Here is a 21,797-nt window from a genome sequence, read left to right on the forward strand (position 1 = left end):
GCTAGCCGTTGGACACCTTTTCAACGTAGGCATGCATGAACCAGTCAGGGACCTCATCAACCCTGAATTCAAGTTCGGTCCCATCTGAAACTTCGGCCAGCAGCACCAGGTCGGCACCGGAGTTATCGAAGATGTAGGCCCGATTCGACGTGGCAATAGCCGCAGGCAGCAGGTTCAGGCAACGGCCATAGCGCTGAATAATTTTCTCTGTGGGAACGGGATGCCCACCTGCCGCGACACGGTTACGGACCCTGTTGATATTGATGTCAGGGTCGTCAGTTGCCACAAAGTAGAGGTAGGTTCGGTATCCAGACTCTCTCGCCTTGACCATAAACGCGATTTTATCGTCGCTGGACATCACCGTTTCGAAGGTGAAAGATAGCTGGTTTTCGAGAAGCTTATTCCGGATGAAGTCGGAAAGCACTGAGGCAAAATAGGAGTTCATCGCGACCGTCTGGAAATTCAGACCGTTGCAGCTAAAGCCTATTTTGGCCGCCTCCTCATCGAGCTGGGAGGACCTGACCAGTCGATGCGTCCCGAGGAAATCAAGGACTTCGTCCCCCTCAACTTCCAGCTGAAAATCACTGAACTCCAGACGGCCGCTGTCTTTGGCAGCCTTCTCGATTTCATCCGGGTTAATGTAGATACCGATCAGGTGGGAAGGGATGGCACTTTTCATCGTGCTCTTGCCGGAGCCGTTGGGTCCAGCAAAGACCCTCAACCGAGGGACAGTCATGAGCAACGGCGCACCTTAATGACGCCACCCAGAGTCACTTTGTGCTTGGGCTTGGCCACCCGAATGACTTTGTGCTTACCGTCAGCAGTCGTTTCAACAAGCATGCCGTTCATGACTTCCATCACACTGCGGCCGGCAGCCAGCGCGTTGATATAGGCGGTATTGATGGCGCCTTCAGCCATGACCGGGATCTTATCCTCCAGTCGGCTCACCAGATCGTCACTCAACACTCGTTTGGCTTTCATATCGCGCTCCACGTTCTCAGAGCGTGCAGAATCTGCACTTAATCAGAATCTTAGCTACGTAAACCTGTTTGTAACAGGGCGAAAGCTACTTCTGTCAGCCCCCATTCTAGAGCAATGGCATCTGGAACCATACCCATCAAGAGATTTTACGCTTGATGCATGACCGGAGGCATTTGGGGCAAGCACGGCCCTTCGCGCAACGCTCGAATAAGGGATGCGATATCCCCTAGATTTTCAGTAATTGGACAAAAACGCGCCTCCTAGAAGCGACACTCGGTATAAACCTGCAATCAGTTGGTCTGTGAGAAGTGTCAGGTTGAATGCTAACGGGCACTCAAGCCGACGCAACCGCCCATGAGCGACAAGGTTACGGTGCGACGCCCCGGAGCCGCTGCTGAATCCTCAATAAAAAACCAGCTTCAAAGGCATCCTGGCTGTCACCGAGAGGAAAGGTCTTTCGGATTTGCGCCAGTTCCCACCACAAAGGAATATCGGTCGTTGCCTCAAGCCAAGCCTGGGCGCATTGCACGCCGCGCTCGATCATTGGTGCGAATTCGCTGCTCCAAGGTGTCAGAAGACTTGGGCAACCATCTGCCGCAGGAATTGATATGTAGTTTTCGTCCATACACACCCTAGATTTCTGATTTATTGTTAGACGCTGGGTCCAGTTTCGAAAATCTTAACGAAACCAAATAAACGCTCGATAACAGGCATGAGCATCAAATGGCCTAGATCAATGCCAATGTAGACTATATCCCGTGGATTGAGAGTCCCTCAAGGCGCAATTTGCGCGCATGACTCAAGACTACGAACAGCTTCGTCTGCAACTGGCGGAAAACATCCGCTTGATGCGGCGCGTAAAGAACCTGACCCAAGAGCAGTTAGCGCTCATGGCCGAGGTGGATCGCACCTACGTCAGTCAAATCGAACGATCCACGGGCAATCCGTCGCTGTTGGTCCTGTGCAAACTCGCCAATATTTTCGAAATTACCGCAGATCAGCTACTTATAGAACCCGATATCCTGCGCAACTCCCTTCACGTCAAATAATAGTCTCACTTCTCACAAATCCGATAGATCCGCCTTCATTTTTTCCACTGACATCCTTCCATACGTAACCGAACCTGCCCAAGCCATACCCCAAGAGCCTGGATCATGTCTGCTGCCTGCTCGTCAATCCCGCCCACAAAGCTACGGCCCTTGGCGCTGAGCGTCCTGCTGGCGTGCGGCCCCAGCGTGGCGCTGGACACCGGCAGCATCACGTCCTCCGTGTTTTCTCCAAACTGTCTCGAATACAGGGTCGTCGGCATTTGTTTCTGGCTGCTCTGCACGCCCTTCGGCTGCAAGGTCAAAACCTCGACCAAGGTTCGTCATTTCATTCCTGAACTGGTGGTCTCGAGCTACGCCACCACGGGCAATAACCCATGGACCGAGATGGCCACCCTCTCTTCCCCCATCAGCGGTGCGGAAGGTGGCGGCAACCTGATCACACCGAACACCCATCGCGACAACCTGCCCCGCTTCAAGAACGTCGATGGCATCGGCCACCCCGGTGGCTGGATCGCAACGCAACTGGCTTCTCAATCCGGCTATGCCTGCGCCAGCGGTGCAACTGCATTCATGCCTTACTACCTGAGTACCCTGGACTCACTGGCCTGGCGCCATGGCATCCCGGAAAGTTTCTACCCCGAGTCGCTCATGCCGGGGATCCGTGAAATCGGTCGTCAGGCCTCGGGAAACATGTGGGGCAACGTTTATCCCCGGCAGGGTTTTCTGGTACAGCCCGACGACTTCAAAGCCGCCGCAGTCATGGCGCAACGGGCCGGCGATGTGATGACCCGCAGCTGGCAGCCGCATGTGTATGTACCGCTCACACCCATACCACGCGACGGCTACTGGCCGCCTGGCCCGATCGTCGAAAACGACGCCTCAACCCACAAATGGCAGTTGCTCTACCCCCAGGTTCAGCCCACGTGCGCCATCTTCCCCAGCGATCCGGTCCAGAGCACGGATGGCGGCTACGCCTGGTCGCTGTGGCGCCCCTATAGCTGCTGCAAGCGTGAGGGGCAGACCTTCCTGTTCAGCATCGACTTCGAAGGAGGTGCTTCATGAGTCGGTTTCTCGTACGATCTTGGTTGGGCATGATAAGTCTGTTGCTCTGTGGACTGCTCGCCATGGCCACGCATGCCCACGCCGCCGAAGGCGATTACCGCCTGGGGACTCAAGGCGAAGTGCTCGATGACCGAGTGATGTACACCATTGGTGGCGGCTCGGCAGTCGGCTCACCGAGTTCGCTCTACCGACCCAGTGGTCTCGGTGTCGGCGGGTCATGGCGAGCGAACATGATGTGCGGAAACATGAGCCTCACCAACACCCTGCAAAACCAACTGAACGGCGTCACCGAAGGTTTCCAGCAGATCATGGGCAGCATCGTGCAGAACGCGACCCAAGCGGTGATGTCGCTGCCGGCGTTGATCATCCAGCGCGCCAACCCAGGCCTCTATGAGTTGCTCAGTAACGGGGTGATGCAGGGGCGCATCGACTTCGACCGCTCCAAGCTGACCTGCCAGGCCATGGCCGAAAAGATGGCGGACAAGGTCGGTCAAGCCGGTTGGGGCGAGCTGGCCAAGAACCAAGAAATGCAGGGCAATCTGGAGCAGACCGGCGGTGATGCGGTGGCGGCGGTGAAAAACACCGAGACCCGTAACGGCAACAATGGAGTGTCCTGGGTCGGCGGTTCGAAGGCAGGAGGCAATGGGCAGACACCCGTTCGAGTGACCGCCGACGTGGTGCGCGCGGGCTATAACCTGCTGCATAACCGGTCTGTGGATGATACTGCCTCGATCAGCAGCAGTGATTGCCTGGGTGGGGCTATTTGCCAGGCCTGGACTTCGCCCCAGGAGGAATCCGAATGGGCCGTTCGCGTGCTGGGCGAGAGCGAGGTCGCGACCTGCGACAGCTGCGAAACCCTTCGAGCTACCGCTGGCAGCGGATTGACGCCGCTGATTCAGGCGGCCTACAGCGAACGTCTCAAGGCCCTGCAAGGGCTGCTGTCCGGCTCACTGTCACCTACCCCTGACAATCTGGCTAAAGCCTCGAGTCCAATGCTGCCGGTGACCCGTGGCGTGATCGAAGCCTTGCGCGACGATCCCGACCAGGATCTGCTGGCGCGACGCCTAGCCAGCGAGACGGCCCTGTCCAGCGTACTCGATAAGGCACTGCTGCTACTGCGCACGCTACTGGCGGGCAGTCACGAACCGAACATCGCCTCCGCCGAACCAGCGCAGACCGCCTTGACGAAAAACATCGACACCCTGGAGCAAGAAATTCGCCTGCTGCAAACCGAGCTGCAGGTCCGGCAGATGCTGACCACCAATACCGCCAGCCTGGTGCTCGATCGGCATGCCGGTGGTGCCGATGCTTCGCGTACAGTCGAGCAAGGCGACCCCGAGCCCGGTCGACTCAATGATGCTGACGCCAGACGAAAGTAAGCCATGAAACGTTCACGGCTGTTCACTTTGCTTTCGAGTCTGGGGATTGCCGCGGTGATGATCCTGAGCGCCGCACTGGTCGCATGGATCGGCCGCGCTGCGCTGGGTAGTTTCGACGCCTGGCAGCAGGCATTCGAATCCGTACGACCCTATCTGCGATGGTGGCGTGCCCTGCTCTACGACGCCCTCTTTGCGCTCTGGTGGGGTCTGCTTCGGTGCTACCGACATCGACCCCAGGATCGACTGCGCGTGAAACGCATCGGGACATTAGGGCTCGTGCTCTTTACCTGCGTCGAGCTCACCCGACTGTGAGGTCACCACCATGCTCATGAGCACCAACAGCTACCTGGAGTTTTACCTCTCCCTGCTGGCCTGGATCATCAACAACGGCCTCTGGAGCCTCCTGTCCGACACCGGACTGTTCGCCGCGCCCTTTGGTGCAATCATCCTGCAAGAATGGCTATCGGCTCGTCAGCAAGGCGCAGATGAAGGCAACAAGGGACTATTGTCGGTACCGCGAATCGAGAACCGGCTGTGGCTGGCCTACATCGTCGTGTTATTCGGCTGCGCGCCGGTCTTTCCGTTGAGCCTCACGTCAATAGCGTTCGATGATGTGGCGAGCCAGCGCTGCGGTGTGAGTGTGGCCAAGCCGGCGGAAACCGCCTGGGGGACGACCTTCAATACCATCGGCGAACGCTCCGCTAACGTGCCGATCTGGTGGTTTCTCGTGCATGCCTTGAGCAAAGGGGTAACCGCCGCAGCCACCGCCTCCATCCCTTGCGCACCGGATATTCGGCAGATGCGCATGGAGATCGACAGCTCGCGTATCAACAGCCAGGTCCTGCTGCAGGAAGTCGCCGACTTCACCCGCGATTGCTATGGCTATTCCCGTTCCCGGCTGTTCACCAATCGCCCGCAGTTGGACAAGGCACAAAGTCATGACGCCTCCTGGATCGGCTCAAGCTATTTGCTCGACACGCCCGGCTACTACGATACGGATCGGTCACGCACACCACGAGTCAGCTGGCCCTATGACGAAAGCCGCGATGTTTCCTTACCGCGGCTGGAGAATGGCGCGGGCTACCCCACCTGCAAGCAGTGGTGGAGTGATAGCGGTGTTGGCTTGCGCGAGCGCTTGATCCAGCAGGTCGATCCCTCGCTGCTGACTCAGCTGAAAGGTTGGTTGACTGGTCGTTCGAGCAACGAGATCGAGGATGCCACCCTGCGCGAGCTGGTCAGCCCGCGCCAGCAATCGATGTCCATGTCACCCGGAGCGGTGTACCAGGACTATGGCTCCAGCGCCCGCGGCGGCTCGATCAATCAGGGGCTCAATAACCTCGCCACCAACACCGGGTTGGCCCTCGGTTCCTTCAGCAACTTCCCGGCGATGAATGCGCTACGAGCTGCCCTGCCCATGGTGCAGGCCTTCCTGATCATGGGCGTCATCATCAGCTTGCCGCTGATTCTGTTGGTCAGTACCTATCAGCTGAAGACCGTCATGACCGTGACGTTCGCGCTGTTCACCTTACACATGCTGAGCTTCTGGTGGGAACTGGCTCGTTGGGTAGACTCCCGCATGCTCGATACCTTGTACAACCAGGTTTCGGCGTCCAATCAAGTGCTGTTATCGCTGCCCACATCCGGGTTTATGGATGGGACTGTCACCGCGCAGGTGATCGAGTATGTGATGGGGGCGATGTTCTTGGTGCTGCCTGGACTGTTTTTGGTCGCGATGAGCTGGGCTGGCTACTCAATCGGCAACAGCCTTGAGGGGATGTTAGGTGGTGCAAGCAAAGCCGCGCATGGTGCTGCGGGCAAAGGAACGGATCAGTTGATGGGTGCTACGAAGAAGCTTACCTGACGTCATCAGATGATTTGAAATGACCTATGTAATGGCCATTGTCATCGTAGTTGCCAAGATAGGAGTTAGCCCCAAGGTAGTCAGGACCTGGATTGTCCTCTTCAAAATCCGTGTCGATGACAGCCTTGGACTGCAGAAGGGCAATCACAGCGATCACCAGCACAACAGAAGCGACCAGCCAGAAACCGACAAAGAGCAGCCCTCCGATCATTGCCAGTTTGGCAATCAGAAAGCTCCCGCGAACAAGTAATTTACCTGCGGGCATTCCTGCCGTCACCGCACGCTCAGCCCCGCGGGACTCAAACGCTTTCAACTTGCGATACCCGCGCTTTATCGACATGCCACAGGTATATGCCCAGCGGTGGGCACGTGAATTCTGAACAGGGTTCTGAGTCGGCATGGTCTCGCCCTCTTCTGAGCGTTTTCATGGTTGAGACAGGAGTAACAGCCTACTACTGAAAACGGTCCGTGCCTGACCGTTTATCAGTTTGCCCAGCCGAAAAATCTTCACTGGAAGACAGAAGACAAGCCCCGTGAAACAGCGTCTCTACAGTCATTGACCCATACAAATCGTCCGGCTAAATACAAGGTACGGATCGCTGTTCTCGACAGCACCCCGCCCAGGTAGCCAGAACCTTCAAGGCTACGTCACTTCGATGATGGCTCTCCCCAAGTGCGATTAGCGTTCGGTAGCTCGCACGGTGACCGTTTCTACGGTGATGAACGCCTACTGCTCTCCTGAGCGCCTTTCGAGCTCTGCTCGTCAGGAAAACCCTCTTGATTTTCTTCAACCCACTGCGGGGAAATCTTTTCCCACACGGGACAGGTTTCTTCGCGTTTTCAACGGAGACATACCATGCCCGACTCACTTACACCGGAAACACTGAACACCCTTCGGTTGCCCATCGTGTTCACACCTGGCGCATGGCAACGCGCAGTACAGCTCGAGCGTTCAGATCACGCTGGGAAGCTGCAGATCGATCGGTTGAGCCACGTATTGCGCGCAGCCTTCGAAGCCCACCTGGCCTATCCACAAAAGCCCTATGTGCTGTTCGAGGTAGTCCACATTGAACCAACCGATCACTTCGATCACGACCCGTTGCTGCAATTGAGTCTCAGCCTACTCCAAGAACCGGGTCAGCCTGGCGCCTTACTGATAGCGCTTGCAGGAGAACACCAGCGCTAAGCGCAATTGGCGGCGCCCACCTCCACATTCGGACGGCATGCAAGACCTGCATCAATCCAGCCCATCACCCACTGGGGAACCCTCCCCCGGCGGGCAAGGCGTTCCTTCGTTTTTCTTTCGAGGAAATTGCCATGCGCGATATCTACCAAGACGTAACTGACAAGATCGTTACCGCGCTAGACCAAGGCGTTGCTCCCTGGATCAAACCCTGGTCCTCAAGTGGCTCAGCTTACATCGGTCATCAACCCTACCCCATCAATGCCATCACGCGACGTCCGTATTCGGGCATCAATTTACCGCTGCTCTGGGCCGAGGCCAGGTTGCAGGGGTTCACTCAAGATCGTTGGCTGACCTTCAACCAAGCCAAAAAGGCCGGTGGGCACATCCGTAAGGGTGAGCACAGCACTCTGGCTGTGCTCTACAAGCCGATGGAGCGCGAGGAACAGACCGAGTCAGGCCAACCCGTACTCGATGAAAACGGTCAGCCCAAGGTCGCTCACTTCGGCATTCTCAGGACGCATTTTCTGTTCAACATCGAGCAAACGGAGGGGCTCGAGATGTTCAATCAAACCCTGCTCGAAACGGAACCGACCGAGCCCTTCCAGGCCAATAGCGTTGCGGAAAATATGCTGTTAAGTTCAGGTGCACGCATCGTTCATCGGCCTGCCGACGAAGCCTTTTACCACCCGATCAGGGATCTCATCCAACTGCCGACAAAAGCGCAGTTTCACGATGAAGGTGGGTACTACGCCACCGCACTGCACGAGCTGACGCACTGGACCGGGCATCACGCTCGGTTGCCGCGCGAAGGGGTGACGTCAGCCTGTCCGTTCGGCTCGCCAGGCTATGCCTTTGAGGAGTTGATCGCCGAGATGGGCGCTGCGTTTTTATGTGCTTACGCCGGCATTCAGGGAGAGCTGAGGCACGAGGGCTATATCGATTCCTGGCTCGGCCTGCTCAAGGCTGACAAACGTGCGATCTTTCGTGCCAGTGGCCAGGCCCGAAGCGCCTCGGAGTATGTACTCAACCTGGAGCAGCAACTGAAGCAAGCGGTCTTGGATGACTCGCCTTGCATGAACGATGGAGCTTAATCGATATCTCACTGTTGCAAACGCGTCACAAGGCCCAACGCGAGTTGGGCCCTTTTTTATGCTCAGAAGAAAGGCTCCATGCCGCGGGACCCTGACGCAAAGAACAAGAGAGGCGCGCACACCATCAGCCTGTCATTCCGCATCCAGGTTCTGCGCCAGAAAATCCACCAGCTCGAGGGGACTCCGGCTGTCGATCACCTTGTAGATCAGATCGCGTTTACTGCGCGGTAACTTCTTGACCACGCTCTTCGCCGAGGCCCTGACGGCTTCGTCGGTCCCATGGATACGTGCCGCGAGCAGCAGCACGAGCGTGGCATCAGTGAGATTCATGGCAAGACCTAAAAAATATGCACCGCAGTGTACCGATTCTTTTCTTTTCCGTACTAGCCCCAAAAAATGATGCCTAGGAGAATCCATATTCCGATTGCCGCACAAAGGGACACGAGCCAAAAGGACGGGTAAGGGTTGGAAGGGAATGGGCACTCAAGGGTAAGAGCGCTATCCGAAAAGGCTAAAAGGCCACTGACCCAGCCACTTCCCGGAGGTCACGATGCTCAGTCTGTTTCGCCACAAAAGGCAGAAGCCCCCTCCGCCACCGAAACTGAGCGCCACCGAAGGTTACCTGCCCATCGAGTCGGCCCACAGCTTGTTAGCCACGGAGCACCGCCGCCAGTTGCTCGATCGCATCTGGCAGTACACCGCCCTCTCCCACGCGCAGTTCATCCAGCTTTATTTAAATCCGATTCATCGCTACGCCGAGCAGGTCCAGCAACTTCCGGCCAGCGAGACGCACCACCATGCGTATCTCGGTGGCATGCTTGACCATGGCCTGGAGCTGGTCGCTTGCAGTTTGAAACTGCGTCAGTCGTATCTACTTCCCACCGGCGCCGCGCCCGAAGACCAAGCCGCCCAGACCGATGCCTGGTCGGCTGGCATCGCCTATGGCGCCCTGCTGCATGACATCGGCAAGATCGCCGTGGACCTGCTGGTCGAACGCCAGGATGGCCGTGTTTGGCATCCTTGGCAGGGCTCCCTGGATCAGCCCTACCGTTTTCGTTACATCAAGGGTCGTGACTACCACCTGCACGGCGCCGCCGCAGGCTTGCTCTACACCCAAATTCTCGACCGCCCAATCCTCGATTGGCTCAGTGGATTTCCGCCACTGTGGGCCAGTCTGCTGTATGTCCTGGCGGGCCAATATGAACGTGCCGGCGTGCTCGGTGAGTTAGTGATGCAGGCCGACCGTGTTTCCACCGCACAGAACATCGGTGGTAACCCGAGCAAGGCGTTGCAAGCACCGATTCATTCGCTGCAACATCACTTGATCAGCGGACTGCGTCACCTGGTTCAGCACGAGCTGAAACTCAACCAGCCGGGTGCCGCGGGATGGCTGACCCAGGACGCCCTATGGCTGGTCAGCAAAACGGTCACGGATAAGCTGCGAGCCTATCTGCTGTCGCAATCGATTGAGGGCATTCCCTCATCCAACATCGCGGTGTTCGATGAACTCCAGTCGCACGGGCTAGTCGAGTCGACCCCCGAAGGCAAAGCCATCTGGACCGCGCTCGTCGCACTGGGCAACTGGCAGCAGAACTTTACATTTCTGCGCATTCAACCAACGTTGATTTGGGGAAGCGAAGAACGGCCAGAAGCTTTCAGCGGAACAGTGAGCGTTGCAACCAATGACCACCAACCTGACGGTCCGCCATCCCCCTCACCGCCCACGGCAGTCAATACACGATCAACTCGAAGCCAATCGCAACCTGATTCACTAGTCATGGAAGATGACGACTATTTAGGAACGTTGCTGGACATGTTCGAAATAACAGAACCCGAAACCAATCGTTCACCTTTAGAAAGTGCTCACGAAATCTCAGATCCTGCTTCGGATAACTCTGGCCAGGTTTTCCTGAGTTGGGTCAAGGAAGGTATCCAAAGTCACAAGCTGATCATCAACGACAGCAAGGCCAAGGTGCACACGGTGAGTGGCCGCGTATTTCTGGTCACTCCTGGCATTTTTCAGCGGTATGTTCAGGAGTTTCCGGGTATATCAATGGGTGCCTATTACGAAGGTGAAGAATGGCGATGGGTGCAGAAACAGTTCGAGAGGCTGAAGACCCACAAAAAGCGCGACGATGGTTTGAATATCTGGCTCTGTCAGGTCGAAGGCCCCAGGAAGAAGGCAAAACTCAAAGGCTATCTTCTACAAAACCCAGCACTATTTTTCGAAGCTGGGTCCATGCCTGCCGATAACCCCTTTCTTAAACTCGAAAAATAGTAAATTTCCATGGCAGGCTAATGGATCCATACGACGTTCTGTATCGCGAGTACTCGCCAGCATTCATCCTCTGCGCTCATTCCTTTCTAGATCAATAACCGTCTTTGCGGACTCATATTTTTCAACTCGATGCTTTAGCCACAACTACACCTGCTTTCGAACTATCACATCCCCCAAGTCGTCGAGCACAGTAACCGCTCACGCCCCAGGCTGAAGCGAATCGACACTGCGGCCATCCACCTCGACCACTTGTCCAACCCGGAGAGAGGCTGTGATGAGCCTCCGCAATCGCGCTCCCTCTTCAGGGGCAGGTAGGAACGGCTCAATCACCACCTCGGGTCGCCTAGCGCTAGAGAGCGTTACGCGATGGGTAGCTGGAGAAAGGCTGCTAACGGTAAAGAGCGGAAATTCAGTAGGCGCGGCTCCGTGTCTGCCTTGCTGCGATATCTGACACACAGGCAGTCGTGGTCTGACAGCCGTTCTCAGCAATTTTCCGTCGTACGTGAATGGTTGCTTTCGGTTAGTCTTGTCGACCAGGAGCAGGGGAACAAGATGCAATAGGACGCCTGCATTCGATTGCCTTCAGGGAGTCAACTGCAGCATGCACATCACTTTTGGCCTTTTCTTGGACTCCCGTCAGGGTTCGTCCCCGACGAACTTCTTCAACACCCCGATAGTCGGCCGCCTCGGATTCCTGTCCCTGCTGGAGACCTACCTTGGTCTAAGCGCGCCAGAAGCGTCCAAGGCCAGACGCGTGGCCATCTACTCTGGCCTGCTGCGTGTCCATGACAACAACTCGCGCTTCTACAGTGAGTCCCTGAAGGCCGACAGTATCGGTACGGCCGCGCGCCTCCTGGCCTGGCGTGACGAGTGGCGGCTTGGCGGTTGGGACGGCAGCGCGAATCCAGAGCATCCTTCGCGAATCCAGGAGCTTGCTGCCATTGAAAAGGCAGCTCTCGAAACGCTGCCGCCCGGAGAGGCCGAGCGCTTGCACCTGGTGATGCAGGCTCTGAGTGCGTCCGGCCCCGGCCCCATCAAGTCAGTTCACCTGGTTGACCCGCCCGAGGACTTCCCGCTTCTCTGGCGGCAGGTGCTCGAGCGCCTGCCAGCGGTCGAAGTCCGACTTCCCGAGCCACAGGGAGCAGGCCAACTCCGTGCGTTGCAAGAGCAAGCCCTAACCGTTCTGGCTGGAGGCTCCGCGGGCAATCTGACCGTGCAGACCGACGGGAGTGTCTTGCTAGTGCACGCTCTCGCGGCCACGACCGCCGAACACTGGTTGAGCGCACAACACTCGCACCAGCCCGGCGACCGGCTGATCCTGGCTGAGGAGGCCGGCGACTCGCTAGATGTGTCGCTGTCCGCGACCGGCGGGGTCAACTGCGGGTTCGAACGCCCTAGTCAGCTCCGCCCAGCCCTACAGGCACTAATCCTTGCCTTGGAAATGTGCTGGGAACCAATAGACATGAACCGACTGCTGGATTTCCTGACGCACCCAGTTGGCCCATTCAGTCGTCCTGCGAGAGGCAGGCTCGCTCGTGCTGTCGCCAAGCAGCCTGGAATTGGGAGCGAAGCCTGGACGGCGGCTAAGGCCAAGATCGCAGCGGGTGACGATGCCCAGGAAGTAGCAGATGAAATTACCTTCTGGCTGGAGTCAGGGCGCTGGTCACGCACCGATGGAGTGCCGGTCGATGCACTGATTGCTCGCGTCGCCCGGATGAAGGAGGCTATGCGGCTTCGCCTCTCAGGTGAATCCGCTGATGCGGCGAGCTTTACGGCGGCGCATAGCCAATGTGCGGCCGTCCATGAAGCATTGATCGAGCTGGCTCGGCAAGGGTTGGCCACGGTGCTGCCTCGGCAAGTCGAGCAGTTGGTCGCCCACGCCGCGCCCGCCGGGGCAACCAACCCCGCTGCGGTTTCCCATGTCGGTTGCATGCGCTCGACCAGCACGGCAGCCGCGTGCATCGAAGCAGCTGATGAAGTGATCTGGTGGATGCCATCTACGCCTGCCCTGCCCTCGCCTCTGCCTTGGTCTCCTGCCGAGGTGAACGCTCTGACTCAATTAGGTGTGCAGCTGCGAGACCCGGCGCGTGAGCTTGTATCGTTAGCACTGAAGTGGCTGCGGCCACTACTTGCTGCGAGAAAAAGATTCATCATCGTCTGCCCTCCCCCCGGTACAGAAGTACATCCGATTCGCCAGCTTCTTAAGAAGCTCGTACCGGATATCGAGTCCGCTTCGCTTGACCTGGACATTGCACTCGACTCCACACTTCTCGGGGTAACCGCTGAGGTGCTTGCACCTCAGCCGCTGCCCGCTACTCCAAGACACATCCAACTCCCTCATCCCGTGCAGCTCGGCGACGCTTTACAGTCGTTCACTACGCTCAACGAACTCTTCAATGACGCAGCCCTATTCGTTCTGAAACGAGTGGCGAAGCTGGATCCGACCTCCGTCCTAGCGGTGGATGAGGACAACCGCCTGCTGGGTATCCTCGCTCATCGGGTGCTCGAGATACTCTTCGCGCACAACGATGCCTTGAGTTTGTCAAACTCCGATGCCGTTGCGTGGTTCCGCGCCGAAGCAGACTCGCTCTTGCTGACTGAAGGCGCTGTACTACTCATGCAGGGTACAGGGGTAACGCAGCAGCACTTCCGGAAGGTTTGCGAACTAGCCATTTGCAGTCTCCTCGATCACCTCAGGCTCGTGGGCGCCGTTCAGGTTCAGACGGAGGTGGAGTTCAGAGGAACCTTGGGAGCAGTCCCGCTGATCGGCAAAATTGACCTCTTGGTCACGCTTGGTGACAAGCGAACTGTCGCCGTGGACATAAAGTGGAGAGGCGATACCTACTACGCCGGGCTGCTTCGCTCTGGCGAGCACCTACAGTTGGCGCTCTACTCCAGCCTTATAGAGCAAACAAGCGGTATCGCACCCGCCGCGCTTGGCTATTTCATCCTGGAAAGTGGCGGGCTGTACATCACCGCTGCCGACATCTTCCCAAAAGCGCAAGTCAGAAGACCGCCGGACGGCGTAACCGTCTCCAATCTACTGGACCGCGCGCGCGCTACCTGGAAGTGGCGCAAGCAGCAGCTGGACGCCGGGACCATCGAAGTCGTTCCGGAAGATCCGAACGACGAGTACCAGGGCCCTGAGGGAACCTTTCCGGTCAACGGTCCAAGCAAATGGGACCGAGACCACCTTATCTTGCTGGGAGACTGGAAGTGATGAACAACATCGAATTCATCAGCGCCGGCGCCGGCAGTGGCAAGACCTACAAGCTGACCGAAACTCTCGCACAAGCCCTCGAATCTGGCACGGCACGGCCTCACGCCATCTTGGCCACGACCTTCACGGTGAAGGCTGCTACCGAGCTGCGCGAACGCGCCCGCTCCTGGCTTCTTGAAAAGGGCCGTATCGACCTCGCCACCGCCATAGGCCAAGCCCGCTTGGGCACCGTCAACAGTGTCTGCGGTCAGATGCTCAAGCGGTTCTGCTTCGAGTTGGGTCTGTCTCCCGACCAGACTGTCCTGGGTGAAGGTCAATCCAAGAGACTGCTCAAAGCCACGCTGGCCGAGTCGATGGATGCCGACGCACAAGCGGAACTAGTTTGGCTCACAGAGCGGTTCGGCATCGAACAGGCGGACTGGTCCAAGACTGTTGAGGCTGTCGTCAAGGCCGCGCTCGATAACGACATTGAGCCAGGGGCGCTTCGCGTGATGGGTACTCAGAACGCGGACGCTATGCTCGCGAACTGGCCTGTTCCAACTGCGGGGCTGGACCCGACCATGGCATTGGCGACCGCGCTGGCCAAGGCGCACCAGGAGGTAACCGCCTACGTAGAACAACAGCAGGCTGTCGGCACCAAAGTTGCAGACAACCTCTTAAAAGGCCTCGACGGGCTGCAAAAACTGGATCGCCTCTTCCGTGAAGGACGCTGGTGTTGGCCCGACTGGATAGGCGCAGCCGGGTTTGACGCCGGCGCTAAGGTCAGGGATATCGTGGCACCAGTCAAGTCCGCAGCTCAGGCCCACGAGTCTCACCCGGCCTTTCATGCCGAGGTCCGTCGGTACCTTGACAAGGTGTTCAAGCTGGCCGCCGATGTTCTCGACGCCTACGAGCAGGCCAAGAAGGCGCTGGGTGCAGTCGACTTCAGCGACCAAGAGGTGTTGCTGCTACGTGCATTGAGGACAAAGCCAGCCGTCCGTGAAGTGTTGGCGGCAGAACTGGATCTCATCATGGTCGATGAGTTCCAGGACACCAGCCCTCTCCAACTGGCGCTTTTCGTCGAGCTGGCCAAGCTGGCTAAGAAGTCGGTGTGGGTCGGTGACCCCAAGCAGGCTATCTACGGCTTCCGCGGAACTGACTCAAGCCTCATTTCCGGCGTTCTCAGCGCCATCAAGGGCTGGGGCGGAGTCATAGGGAAGGCTCTGGACACCTCCAGGCGCTCCACCGAAAGCCAGGTCTTGCTCACTAATAGTGTATTCAACTCTGCGTTCGAGCCCGACCTGACGCCTGAGCAGGTTAGGTTGCAGCCTCTGCGGAAGGACATCCCGGACCAGCCCGCGCTGTTGAACTGGAACTTCGAGAGCAGCCGAAACGACTCGGACTACCTAGGCCTTGGCCAGGCCATCCGCGAGCTGCTCGAGTCCGGGGTTAAGGTCGAAGACAAGGACACCAAGGAGCTCCGTCCGATTCAGGCCGGCGATGTCGGAGTGCTGTGTCGCTACAACGACCAGGTCGAATTTGCCGTCACGTCGCTCACGCGCTGGGGCATCCCGTCAGCCAGCCCACGCTCCGGCTTGTTGGGTACTGCCGAAGCCATCTATGTCATGGCCTGTCTGAGGCGCATGAACGACCCAACCGACACCGTCGCCACGGCGCTGGTTCTAACCCTGGCCGATGGCACTCCGATCGAGACCTGGCTTGCAGACAGGCTGCAATACCTAGCCACCGATGGGGCGAGGTCACACGAGTGGCTGACGAAGGGTGACAGCGCCCATCCGCTACTGGCCCGATTGGAAGAGCTGCGTCCAACGCTAATGGCTTTGACGCCACAGGAAGTACTGCGACTTGCTACTGCCGAGTCCCAAGTAGTGCGGCTGGTCGGCCAATGGTCCACCTCCCCTCACGAGAGCCGCAATAGGCTGTCCAATGTCGAGGCACTGGTCGAGCTCGGAAAGACTTTCGAGGACGAGTGTGTCGCCGCGAAGCGACCGGCGACCGTCAGCGGCATGCTTCGTTGGCTGGACGAACTCGCCAGCGCAGAGGACGATAACCGGGCCATTTCAGAAGACAACTCGGTCTCGGTCCTCACCTATCACGGGGCCAAGGGGCTGGAGTGGCCAATCGTCGTGCTGACAAGCCTCGACGCGACAGCACGCAGTTCGCTTTGGGGCGTGCGCGCGAGAACAGTTGGGGGCTTCGATCCGCAGCAGCCGCTCGCCAACCGCTTCGTACACTGCTGGCTGAAGACCTGGGGCAAGCGGTCCCAGCCCCAAGCCGCCCTCAACGCTGAAGCCAGCTCCACTGGTCAAGTTATGCAGGCCGAGGCCCTGGCGGAGAACAAGCGCCTTCTCTATGTGGGTCTGACCCGCGCGCGTGATATGAACATCGCAGTGTCGTTCGTTCGCAAGTCAGGGGCGGGGCGCGCCTGGGTCGGCGAAATTCAAGGCGCAGCCAACCTGTTATTCGGCGATTCAGGAACCATGGCGATTCCCGACGGCCAGCAGCTCTCCAGACTATCGAGATCGTGGAACAAGGATGACTGCTCAACGGAGCCACCTGCCAAAGCCTCCGAGGCCTGCCGCTGGTTCACAGCTCGTCCGCGCGTGCAGGCCGAGCCGTTGTGGCATCGACCGAGTTCTGCCTCGGGAGGCACGTTCCAGGTAGTCGAGACTGACGCGGTAGGAGTCCGGCTGAGCTTGGCGGGCAAGCCCGACATGGCATCGCTGGGCACGGCGCTCCACCTGTGCATCGCTCGCGCCGGCGTGCTTGGCGGGATTTCAGCCCCTGAAGTCGAACGAATCCTGATGACCTGGGCCGTGGCTCATTCTGTGGATAAGGAAGCCGTTTGCGCCCAGGCCAGAGCGTTCCAAGCTTGGGTAGCCAAGCGCTGGCCTGGCTGCCCCGTTTACGTCGAAGTGCCCATCGAAGCGAATGGCCCTAACGGCACTCGTATCCGGGGCCGCATCGACTTGCTGGTTGAACTGCCAGATGGTTGGATTCTCATGGACCACAAGTCGAACCCCGGTGGCTCAGCCAGAGACGAGGACCTGGTGGCTGAGCACGGCCCCCAGCTCGAGTCCTATGGTCATGCCCTTCTCAACGCAACCAGCAAGCCCGTGAGCGAGCGATGGCTCTACATGCCGGTCGCTGCACGAGCAGTCCGCCTGTCCTGACGTTCCCAGAAGCGCACCGGACTTAGTTCAATATAAACACGAGGAAAAGCAGAGATGGATGTGAAGTTCCTGTCGGCTTCGCAGACGCAGTCGACACTCATAGCGCTGGTCGAGAACTGCGAGTCGATGCAATGGGCAGTAGCCTGGGCGACCGAGAACGCGGTCTTCGAGGCAGCGATGAAAGACAGCTCGAAGTTCGAGCACTTCGTTGTCGGCACTCATATGTTCCAGACGCAACCCGAGGTGCTTGAGCGGGCAGCAGCACTAGCGGCCGCAGCCGTCGTTCCTCCTACGGGCGACCTGTTCCACCCGAAGGTCTACCTGTTTCGTAACGGGCAACGCATAAGGTGCGTGGTCGGGAGCCCAAATCTCACGAAGGCGGCGATGAGCCGAAACGTCGAGGCGAGCGTGCTGCTTGATGGCTCGCTCGACGATGCAGCGCTGGTAGAGCTCAGTCGCTTCGTCGCAGAAGCGTGGAAGGGTGCGGAGGACATCTCTCACGAGTTCCTCTATCGGTACCGTCACCAGTACTCAGCTAAGACGGCTGCGCGACAGGAACTGATCAAGTTCGCTGACGTTCGGCTACCTTCTAAGCCGAATACCAAGCGCGCGCCACATGACATGAGCTGGGCGGACTACCTGGTGCAGGTCCGAAGCTCATCACACCCGTCTGCGCACCTGTTTAAGGAGCGCTTGGGCGTTCTGACAAAGGCTCGCGCCCTTTTCGCGACTGGCATACCCTACGCGAAGTGGAACGAGGACGACCGCAAGCTGGTCGCTGGCACTCTCGGGCGCAAGAAGTCTCAGCAGCCTGGCGTGGACTACGGGCTTTTCGGGAGCATGGGCGCAAGTGGGACGTTCTCGAACCTGGTCATCGAAGCGCCCACAGGTCTCTCCCACGCCCTCGATTTCATCCCGTTGATCGGCGCGGTCACGCAGGACGACTACGACCGCTACTGCAAAGCGTTCAGAGCAGCCTTCGATCAGGACGGGCGAGTCGGCGGACTACCGACCGCGACTAGGCTCTTGGCGATGAAGCGGCCTGACACATTCGTGTGCATCGATTCTGCCAACCGAAAGGACTTGTGCGAAAACTTCGGTGTCAGCCCGAGTACAACGAACCTGGAGAACTACTGGCAGCGCATCATTGAGCCGATGCACGGTGATCCGTGGTGGAGACATCCGCAGCCGAGCAATGCGGCTGACGCTGAAATCTGGTTGGGACGTGCAGCGCTTCTGGACGCCATCTACTACACGCCCCGTTGAGCATGCCGCTCTTCGACTTCCTGCGGACGCAGGACACGTCCATTCCCTCTTGAAACCGCCGAGGTTCACCGATGGTGAAGAAGTCGCTGACTTGGTCATCGTCAAAAAAATCTACATCCTGGCAGTGCAGGCCAAGACCCTATGCCAACGCCTCACCATAAGTGAGGACGCGTGGTTTCTTGTGAGTATTAGTCTGCCGGCTCTCACACGGTTGAAAGTCAGCTTGCAGCCTCCGCCGACGTTCAGCTGCGGAATCAGGCCGACAGCAACCAGCCTTTTCCGGTCACTACCGACAAGTCCCCTAACTCTCGCTTTGGGTCGAAAACGGGCGGTTGCGGATGGTTAAATCCACAACCCAAAGTGGACCTTCGTCAAGGGCAATTTCCCGTCAGTAGCCCTCACTGACTACCCCATCCGGACGAGGCGGTATGCTCCCAGTCTATGTGCACGACAAAGGTCACATGACCTGACTCAACTCCGTTAACCAAGGCCCATACGCTAGGTGTAGTGTAGGTAGTAGATCCGGTCGCATCAGTACGTCACACCCCTCTACGCAGTACGAGTCCTCAACTGAAATCTGATCGCTCCGCACTCGCCACGTACGTTGAACCACCGCAAGGTTTCCGGCGGTATCCACCCATCTCATAGAGCCTGCGTATCCGCAATGTCGCAGATCAGCGAGCATTTGAACACTTGCCGGAGGGACCAGTAATGAAGTCCTTCCCAACCAGTCATTAATCGGGACCCGGCTTACTAACCAAAGACTACGCTCGTCCATTAGCTCATCTGGACTGCCCGCACTGATCAACCAGTCCTCAACATACCCTTCGTTGAAAGGGCACGCATCGGGGGGGATATCTTAATCAGGATGCACTGCGACAATCCCGCTCATACGAATAATCATTCGCTGCCGACCCGATTCTGTACGCGAGCTTTGAGGATGCTCCTCCTCATAAAAGCCAAGTCTAATCCAGCCACTGTATTCAGGATCATCGGCAGCGACTGTGACGACCGGGTTAAGACCATTGCGTGCGCTGGCTTCCCATTTAGGGCGCGGCGTCCTGCTGGCGACAGCCATCAAGTGCGCCGGAATATTTGGCAGGATGTTGCAGAGCATCTCCTCGACCAACTCTGATTCGAAGCCTTCGGGCAGCCCTACAGGATGTGGAAGGCTAACGAGCATGGAGTCAAGAATGGATAGATAGAGCTCCATTTGCCATAGCAAGACTTGGGCTGAAAGACGGGCATTGCCATCACGACCGACACTGAGCTCCCATCGCCGGCGACCTGGAATAGAATCACGCCACACGATGTTATTCAGACGTCCCTCGATGATGTACGGGAGGTCAGGCCAGAACTGCGCCAGAAATTCCATCACTTCAAGCTGCTCAAGTGCCGCGATCATCCGTAACTGTTGACGAACGATCGGTGTGGACGACATCGTCGGATCAGTTCGGTCTGCAACTGTCACATCTATCCTGGCAAGAAGTAGTTGCGCCATGCTCGCCACTGCCCATGAGTCGGACTCGGCACACAGCGTAAGCTCGGGTGTGACATCGGCAATCAGGTGTGAAAGATCGACTGGAGACTCAAGCAACACGCGAAGCACTAGATGCAGCGAGGACACTGAAGTATCAGCCAGTAGCCAGTGGCTCAAAGGACGCGCGAATAAATGAGTACGATCACGCAGCAGACGTGCTATGGCACTCAAGACCAGCCCTTTGCGTGGCAAGACCGGATTGCCCAGGCGATTCAGGAGCAGGCTGATCAAGGCCTCTTCCACTGACCAGTCGCAGCCCCCCGGCTCAAGATCTTCAAACCCAAGGTAGCGTCCCGGCAGCGGCAAACGAAGCTCCATCACATCCAATGCCTCCGCCCATGCCTGTGTTGCGATGCCTGGAGCCTCCCATTCGGCAAGCTGCTCAACCAGACGTTGCGTCACACCATGAACATTGCCAGACCTCAGCTTACGGGCCGTCTCGTCTGCTAGCACCTGCCGGGCTTGAGCAGGATCAAGCTCAAGCGCTCTGCCTACCGAAGCTGCGTGCTTACGGCCGCCGACGTTATGCCAGCCACCGCCGCCTTTTGCACAGCTATACGCAAGCACGTAGGTGATGGCGGCCAGTTGTACATGACCGGCGTTATCAAGCGCGGCAGCCAGGCCTTTGATGGCCTGATAACGATCCCGAAACCAGTAATCCGTATCGTGCACATAAAAGTGGATCAGTCGTTGGGCTGCTAATTCATCGCCTGCATCGACCATTTCGCTGATGATGTAAGCCAGAGGTAGTGTCACTACCCCGTCGATCTCGGAATCCGAGATTTTCGCTTCACCTAGCCTGCGAAGCGTAGACAGCACATCCGTATAGGTACGCGTTTGAGGAAAGGCGGGGCGAAGCTCCTCACCTGTGGTGTCGTTTTCACGGGATCTGCTTTCACTGCGTACTATCTGCGTGGGATGACGGTAATCACGCAGGGCTGCTGGAGTTGTAAGCGCATGCTCTGATGCAAATGTAAGAAGTCGCTCAACGGCATCGATCCGATACCCCGTAGCGTCATCTAACACTTCTGCACATAGTTGTGTGAATCGATCCTGGACGTAGGACAGGTTGCTCGGGATAAGCCGTTCGAGCGGTCTGAGCCGATCCATGACAAGCTTACTGCCGGCACCATCGTTTGAACCCCAAACCCCATCGAGCAAGAGCGGATCTGCCGTTTCGGCAACCTTCGTCAATGCGCTCGTCAGCGCGGCGAGCGTGACCCAGGACTCACCCCCACGCTCACGTGCCAACGTCGACGCTAAAAGCCGAACACCGCGAACCGGGTCAACAGCCATGAGTGCACTGAACCAGGCATTCGGCGCATGCCTTGTCTCTCTGCCGTCGGTATGGTTCCTCACTGCCCGCACGAGCGGCTGTAACTTGATCAAGCCATCATTTAGCCTTAATCGAAGGCAGCACAGCCTGAGGAAGCTAGGGCGTTAAGCCCTAGCAGATCTCACTTTTTCTTTTTTGCAGGTTTCTCTGCCTTGTCTGATTTCTTCGCCTTTTCTGGCTTACTATCAGCTTTCTTTACAGATTTCTTCGGTTCGGAGTCTTTTTTCTTGTCTTTCTTTTCGGAAGACTGAATCGCCCCTAGTTTCGTAGACACCTCCAAGCCTTAAAATGAGGCCCATTAGGAGGTGCCATGAGCAACCAGCGATATCCCGAAGAATTCAAAATCCAGGCGGTCAAACAAGTGACCGAAAAGAA

The 21,797-nt window shown here is 57.8% G+C and carries 18 protein-coding genes; 11 read left to right on the forward strand and 7 right to left on the reverse strand.

Annotated elements, in window-relative coordinates; translation table 11 throughout:
- Position 1: 1 nt before the first annotated feature.
- From JFT58_RS25915 to JFT58_RS25925, 3 genes are all read right to left on the reverse strand, one after another.
- A complete protein-coding gene (locus JFT58_RS25915) occupies positions 2 to 736 on the reverse strand; it encodes a zeta toxin family protein (protein ID WP_198834764.1) in 735 nt (244 codons plus the stop codon).
- Positions 733 to 981, reverse strand: coding sequence for a hypothetical protein (locus JFT58_RS25920; RefSeq protein WP_020300912.1), 249 nt, complete (start codon positions 979 to 981; stop codon positions 733 to 735). The genes JFT58_RS25915 and JFT58_RS25920 overlap by 4 nt, the downstream gene beginning before the upstream one ends.
- A 367-nt stretch (positions 982 to 1,348) precedes the next feature.
- Positions 1,349 to 1,606, reverse strand: a complete 258-nt coding sequence (locus tag JFT58_RS25925; RefSeq protein WP_090406506.1) for a LasR-specific antiactivator QslA — start codon at positions 1,604 to 1,606, stop codon at positions 1,349 to 1,351.
- A 169-nt stretch (positions 1,607 to 1,775) separates the two neighbouring features.
- Here JFT58_RS25925 and JFT58_RS25930 point away from each other — a divergent pair, with 169 nt between their 5' ends.
- The 5 genes from JFT58_RS25930 (at position 1,776) to JFT58_RS25950 (ending at position 6,332) form a co-directional block, all read left to right on the forward strand.
- Positions 1,776 to 2,030, forward strand: a complete 255-nt coding sequence (locus tag JFT58_RS25930; RefSeq protein ID WP_198834765.1) for a helix-turn-helix domain-containing protein — start codon at positions 1,776 to 1,778, stop codon at positions 2,028 to 2,030.
- Between the two features lie 105 nt (positions 2,031 to 2,135).
- Positions 2,136 to 3,092 carry a TIGR03756 family integrating conjugative element protein gene (locus JFT58_RS25935; RefSeq protein WP_198834766.1) on the forward strand — a complete coding sequence of 319 codons (957 nt, stop codon included), beginning with the start codon at positions 2,136 to 2,138 and terminating at the stop codon, positions 3,090 to 3,092.
- The gene (locus tag JFT58_RS25940) at positions 3,089 to 4,471 is read left to right on the forward strand and encodes an integrating conjugative element protein (protein ID WP_198834767.1); all 1,383 of its coding nucleotides are present in this window, start codon (positions 3,089 to 3,091) and stop codon (positions 4,469 to 4,471) included. Before JFT58_RS25935 ends, JFT58_RS25940 begins: the two co-directional genes overlap by 4 nt.
- A gap of 3 nt (positions 4,472 to 4,474) precedes the next feature.
- On the forward strand, positions 4,475 to 4,783 hold the full coding sequence (locus JFT58_RS25945; protein WP_198834768.1) for a hypothetical protein: 309 nt from the start codon (positions 4,475 to 4,477) through the stop codon (positions 4,781 to 4,783).
- Between the two features lie 10 nt (positions 4,784 to 4,793).
- Positions 4,794 to 6,332: a conjugal transfer protein TraG N-terminal domain-containing protein gene (locus JFT58_RS25950; protein WP_198834769.1), complete on the forward strand. Its 1,539-nt coding sequence runs from the start codon at positions 4,794 to 4,796 to the stop codon at positions 6,330 to 6,332.
- On the opposite strand, the gene JFT58_RS25955 is transcribed toward JFT58_RS25950, so the two are convergent.
- Entirely contained in the window at positions 6,325 to 6,732 is a 408-nt protein-coding gene (locus JFT58_RS25955) for a DUF3742 family protein (protein WP_198834770.1), read from the reverse strand. The genes JFT58_RS25950 and JFT58_RS25955 overlap by 8 nt on opposite strands.
- Positions 6,733 to 7,188: 456 nt before the next feature.
- Here JFT58_RS25955 and JFT58_RS25960 point away from each other — a divergent pair, with 456 nt between their 5' ends.
- The gene (locus tag JFT58_RS25960) at positions 7,189 to 7,518 is read left to right on the forward strand and encodes a hypothetical protein (protein ID WP_079303129.1); all 330 of its coding nucleotides are present in this window, start codon (positions 7,189 to 7,191) and stop codon (positions 7,516 to 7,518) included.
- Positions 7,519 to 7,649: 131 nt separating this feature from the next.
- On the forward strand, positions 7,650 to 8,609 hold the full coding sequence (locus JFT58_RS25965) for an ArdC family protein (protein WP_198834771.1): 960 nt from the start codon (positions 7,650 to 7,652) through the stop codon (positions 8,607 to 8,609).
- Between the two features lie 132 nt (positions 8,610 to 8,741).
- On the opposite strand, the gene JFT58_RS25970 is transcribed toward JFT58_RS25965, so the two are convergent.
- Positions 8,742 to 8,939, reverse strand: a complete 198-nt coding sequence (locus tag JFT58_RS25970; RefSeq protein ID WP_007901093.1) for a DUF7740 domain-containing protein — start codon at positions 8,937 to 8,939, stop codon at positions 8,742 to 8,744.
- Between the two features lie 220 nt (positions 8,940 to 9,159).
- On the opposite strand from JFT58_RS25970, the gene mobH reads away from it, so the two are divergent.
- The 4 genes from mobH (at position 9,160) to JFT58_RS25990 (ending at position 18,546) form a co-directional block, all read left to right on the forward strand.
- Complete coding sequence (gene mobH / locus JFT58_RS25975; RefSeq protein ID WP_198834772.1) at positions 9,160 to 10,887, forward strand: MobH family relaxase; 1,728 nt, start codon at positions 9,160 to 9,162, stop codon at positions 10,885 to 10,887.
- A gap of 601 nt (positions 10,888 to 11,488) precedes the next feature.
- On the forward strand, positions 11,489 to 14,107 hold the full coding sequence (locus JFT58_RS25980) for a PD-(D/E)XK nuclease family protein (RefSeq protein WP_233095454.1): 2,619 nt from the start codon (positions 11,489 to 11,491) through the stop codon (positions 14,105 to 14,107).
- Positions 14,107 to 17,280, forward strand: coding sequence for a UvrD-helicase domain-containing protein (locus tag JFT58_RS25985; RefSeq protein ID WP_198834773.1), 3,174 nt, complete (start codon positions 14,107 to 14,109; stop codon positions 17,278 to 17,280). The genes JFT58_RS25980 and JFT58_RS25985 overlap by 1 nt, the downstream gene beginning before the upstream one ends.
- A gap of 54 nt (positions 17,281 to 17,334) precedes the next feature.
- Positions 17,335 to 18,546 (forward strand): phospholipase D family protein, encoded by a 1,212-nt coding sequence (locus JFT58_RS25990; RefSeq protein ID WP_198834774.1) that lies wholly within the window; start codon positions 17,335 to 17,337, stop codon positions 18,544 to 18,546.
- An 859-nt stretch (positions 18,547 to 19,405) separates the two neighbouring features.
- On the opposite strand, the gene JFT58_RS25995 is transcribed toward JFT58_RS25990, so the two are convergent.
- On the reverse strand, positions 19,406 to 21,475 hold the full coding sequence (locus tag JFT58_RS25995; RefSeq protein ID WP_198834775.1) for a hypothetical protein: 2,070 nt from the start codon (positions 21,473 to 21,475) through the stop codon (positions 19,406 to 19,408).
- 68 nt (positions 21,476 to 21,543) lie between these two features.
- Positions 21,544 to 21,696 (reverse strand): hypothetical protein, encoded by a 153-nt coding sequence (locus tag JFT58_RS26000; RefSeq protein ID WP_198834777.1) that lies wholly within the window; start codon positions 21,694 to 21,696, stop codon positions 21,544 to 21,546.
- Positions 21,697 to 21,797: the final 101 nt, after the last annotated feature.

The organism is Pseudomonas sp. MF6767 (assembly GCF_016405475.1).
Lineage (GTDB): Bacteria > Pseudomonadota > Gammaproteobacteria > Pseudomonadales > Pseudomonadaceae > Aquipseudomonas > Aquipseudomonas paracarnis.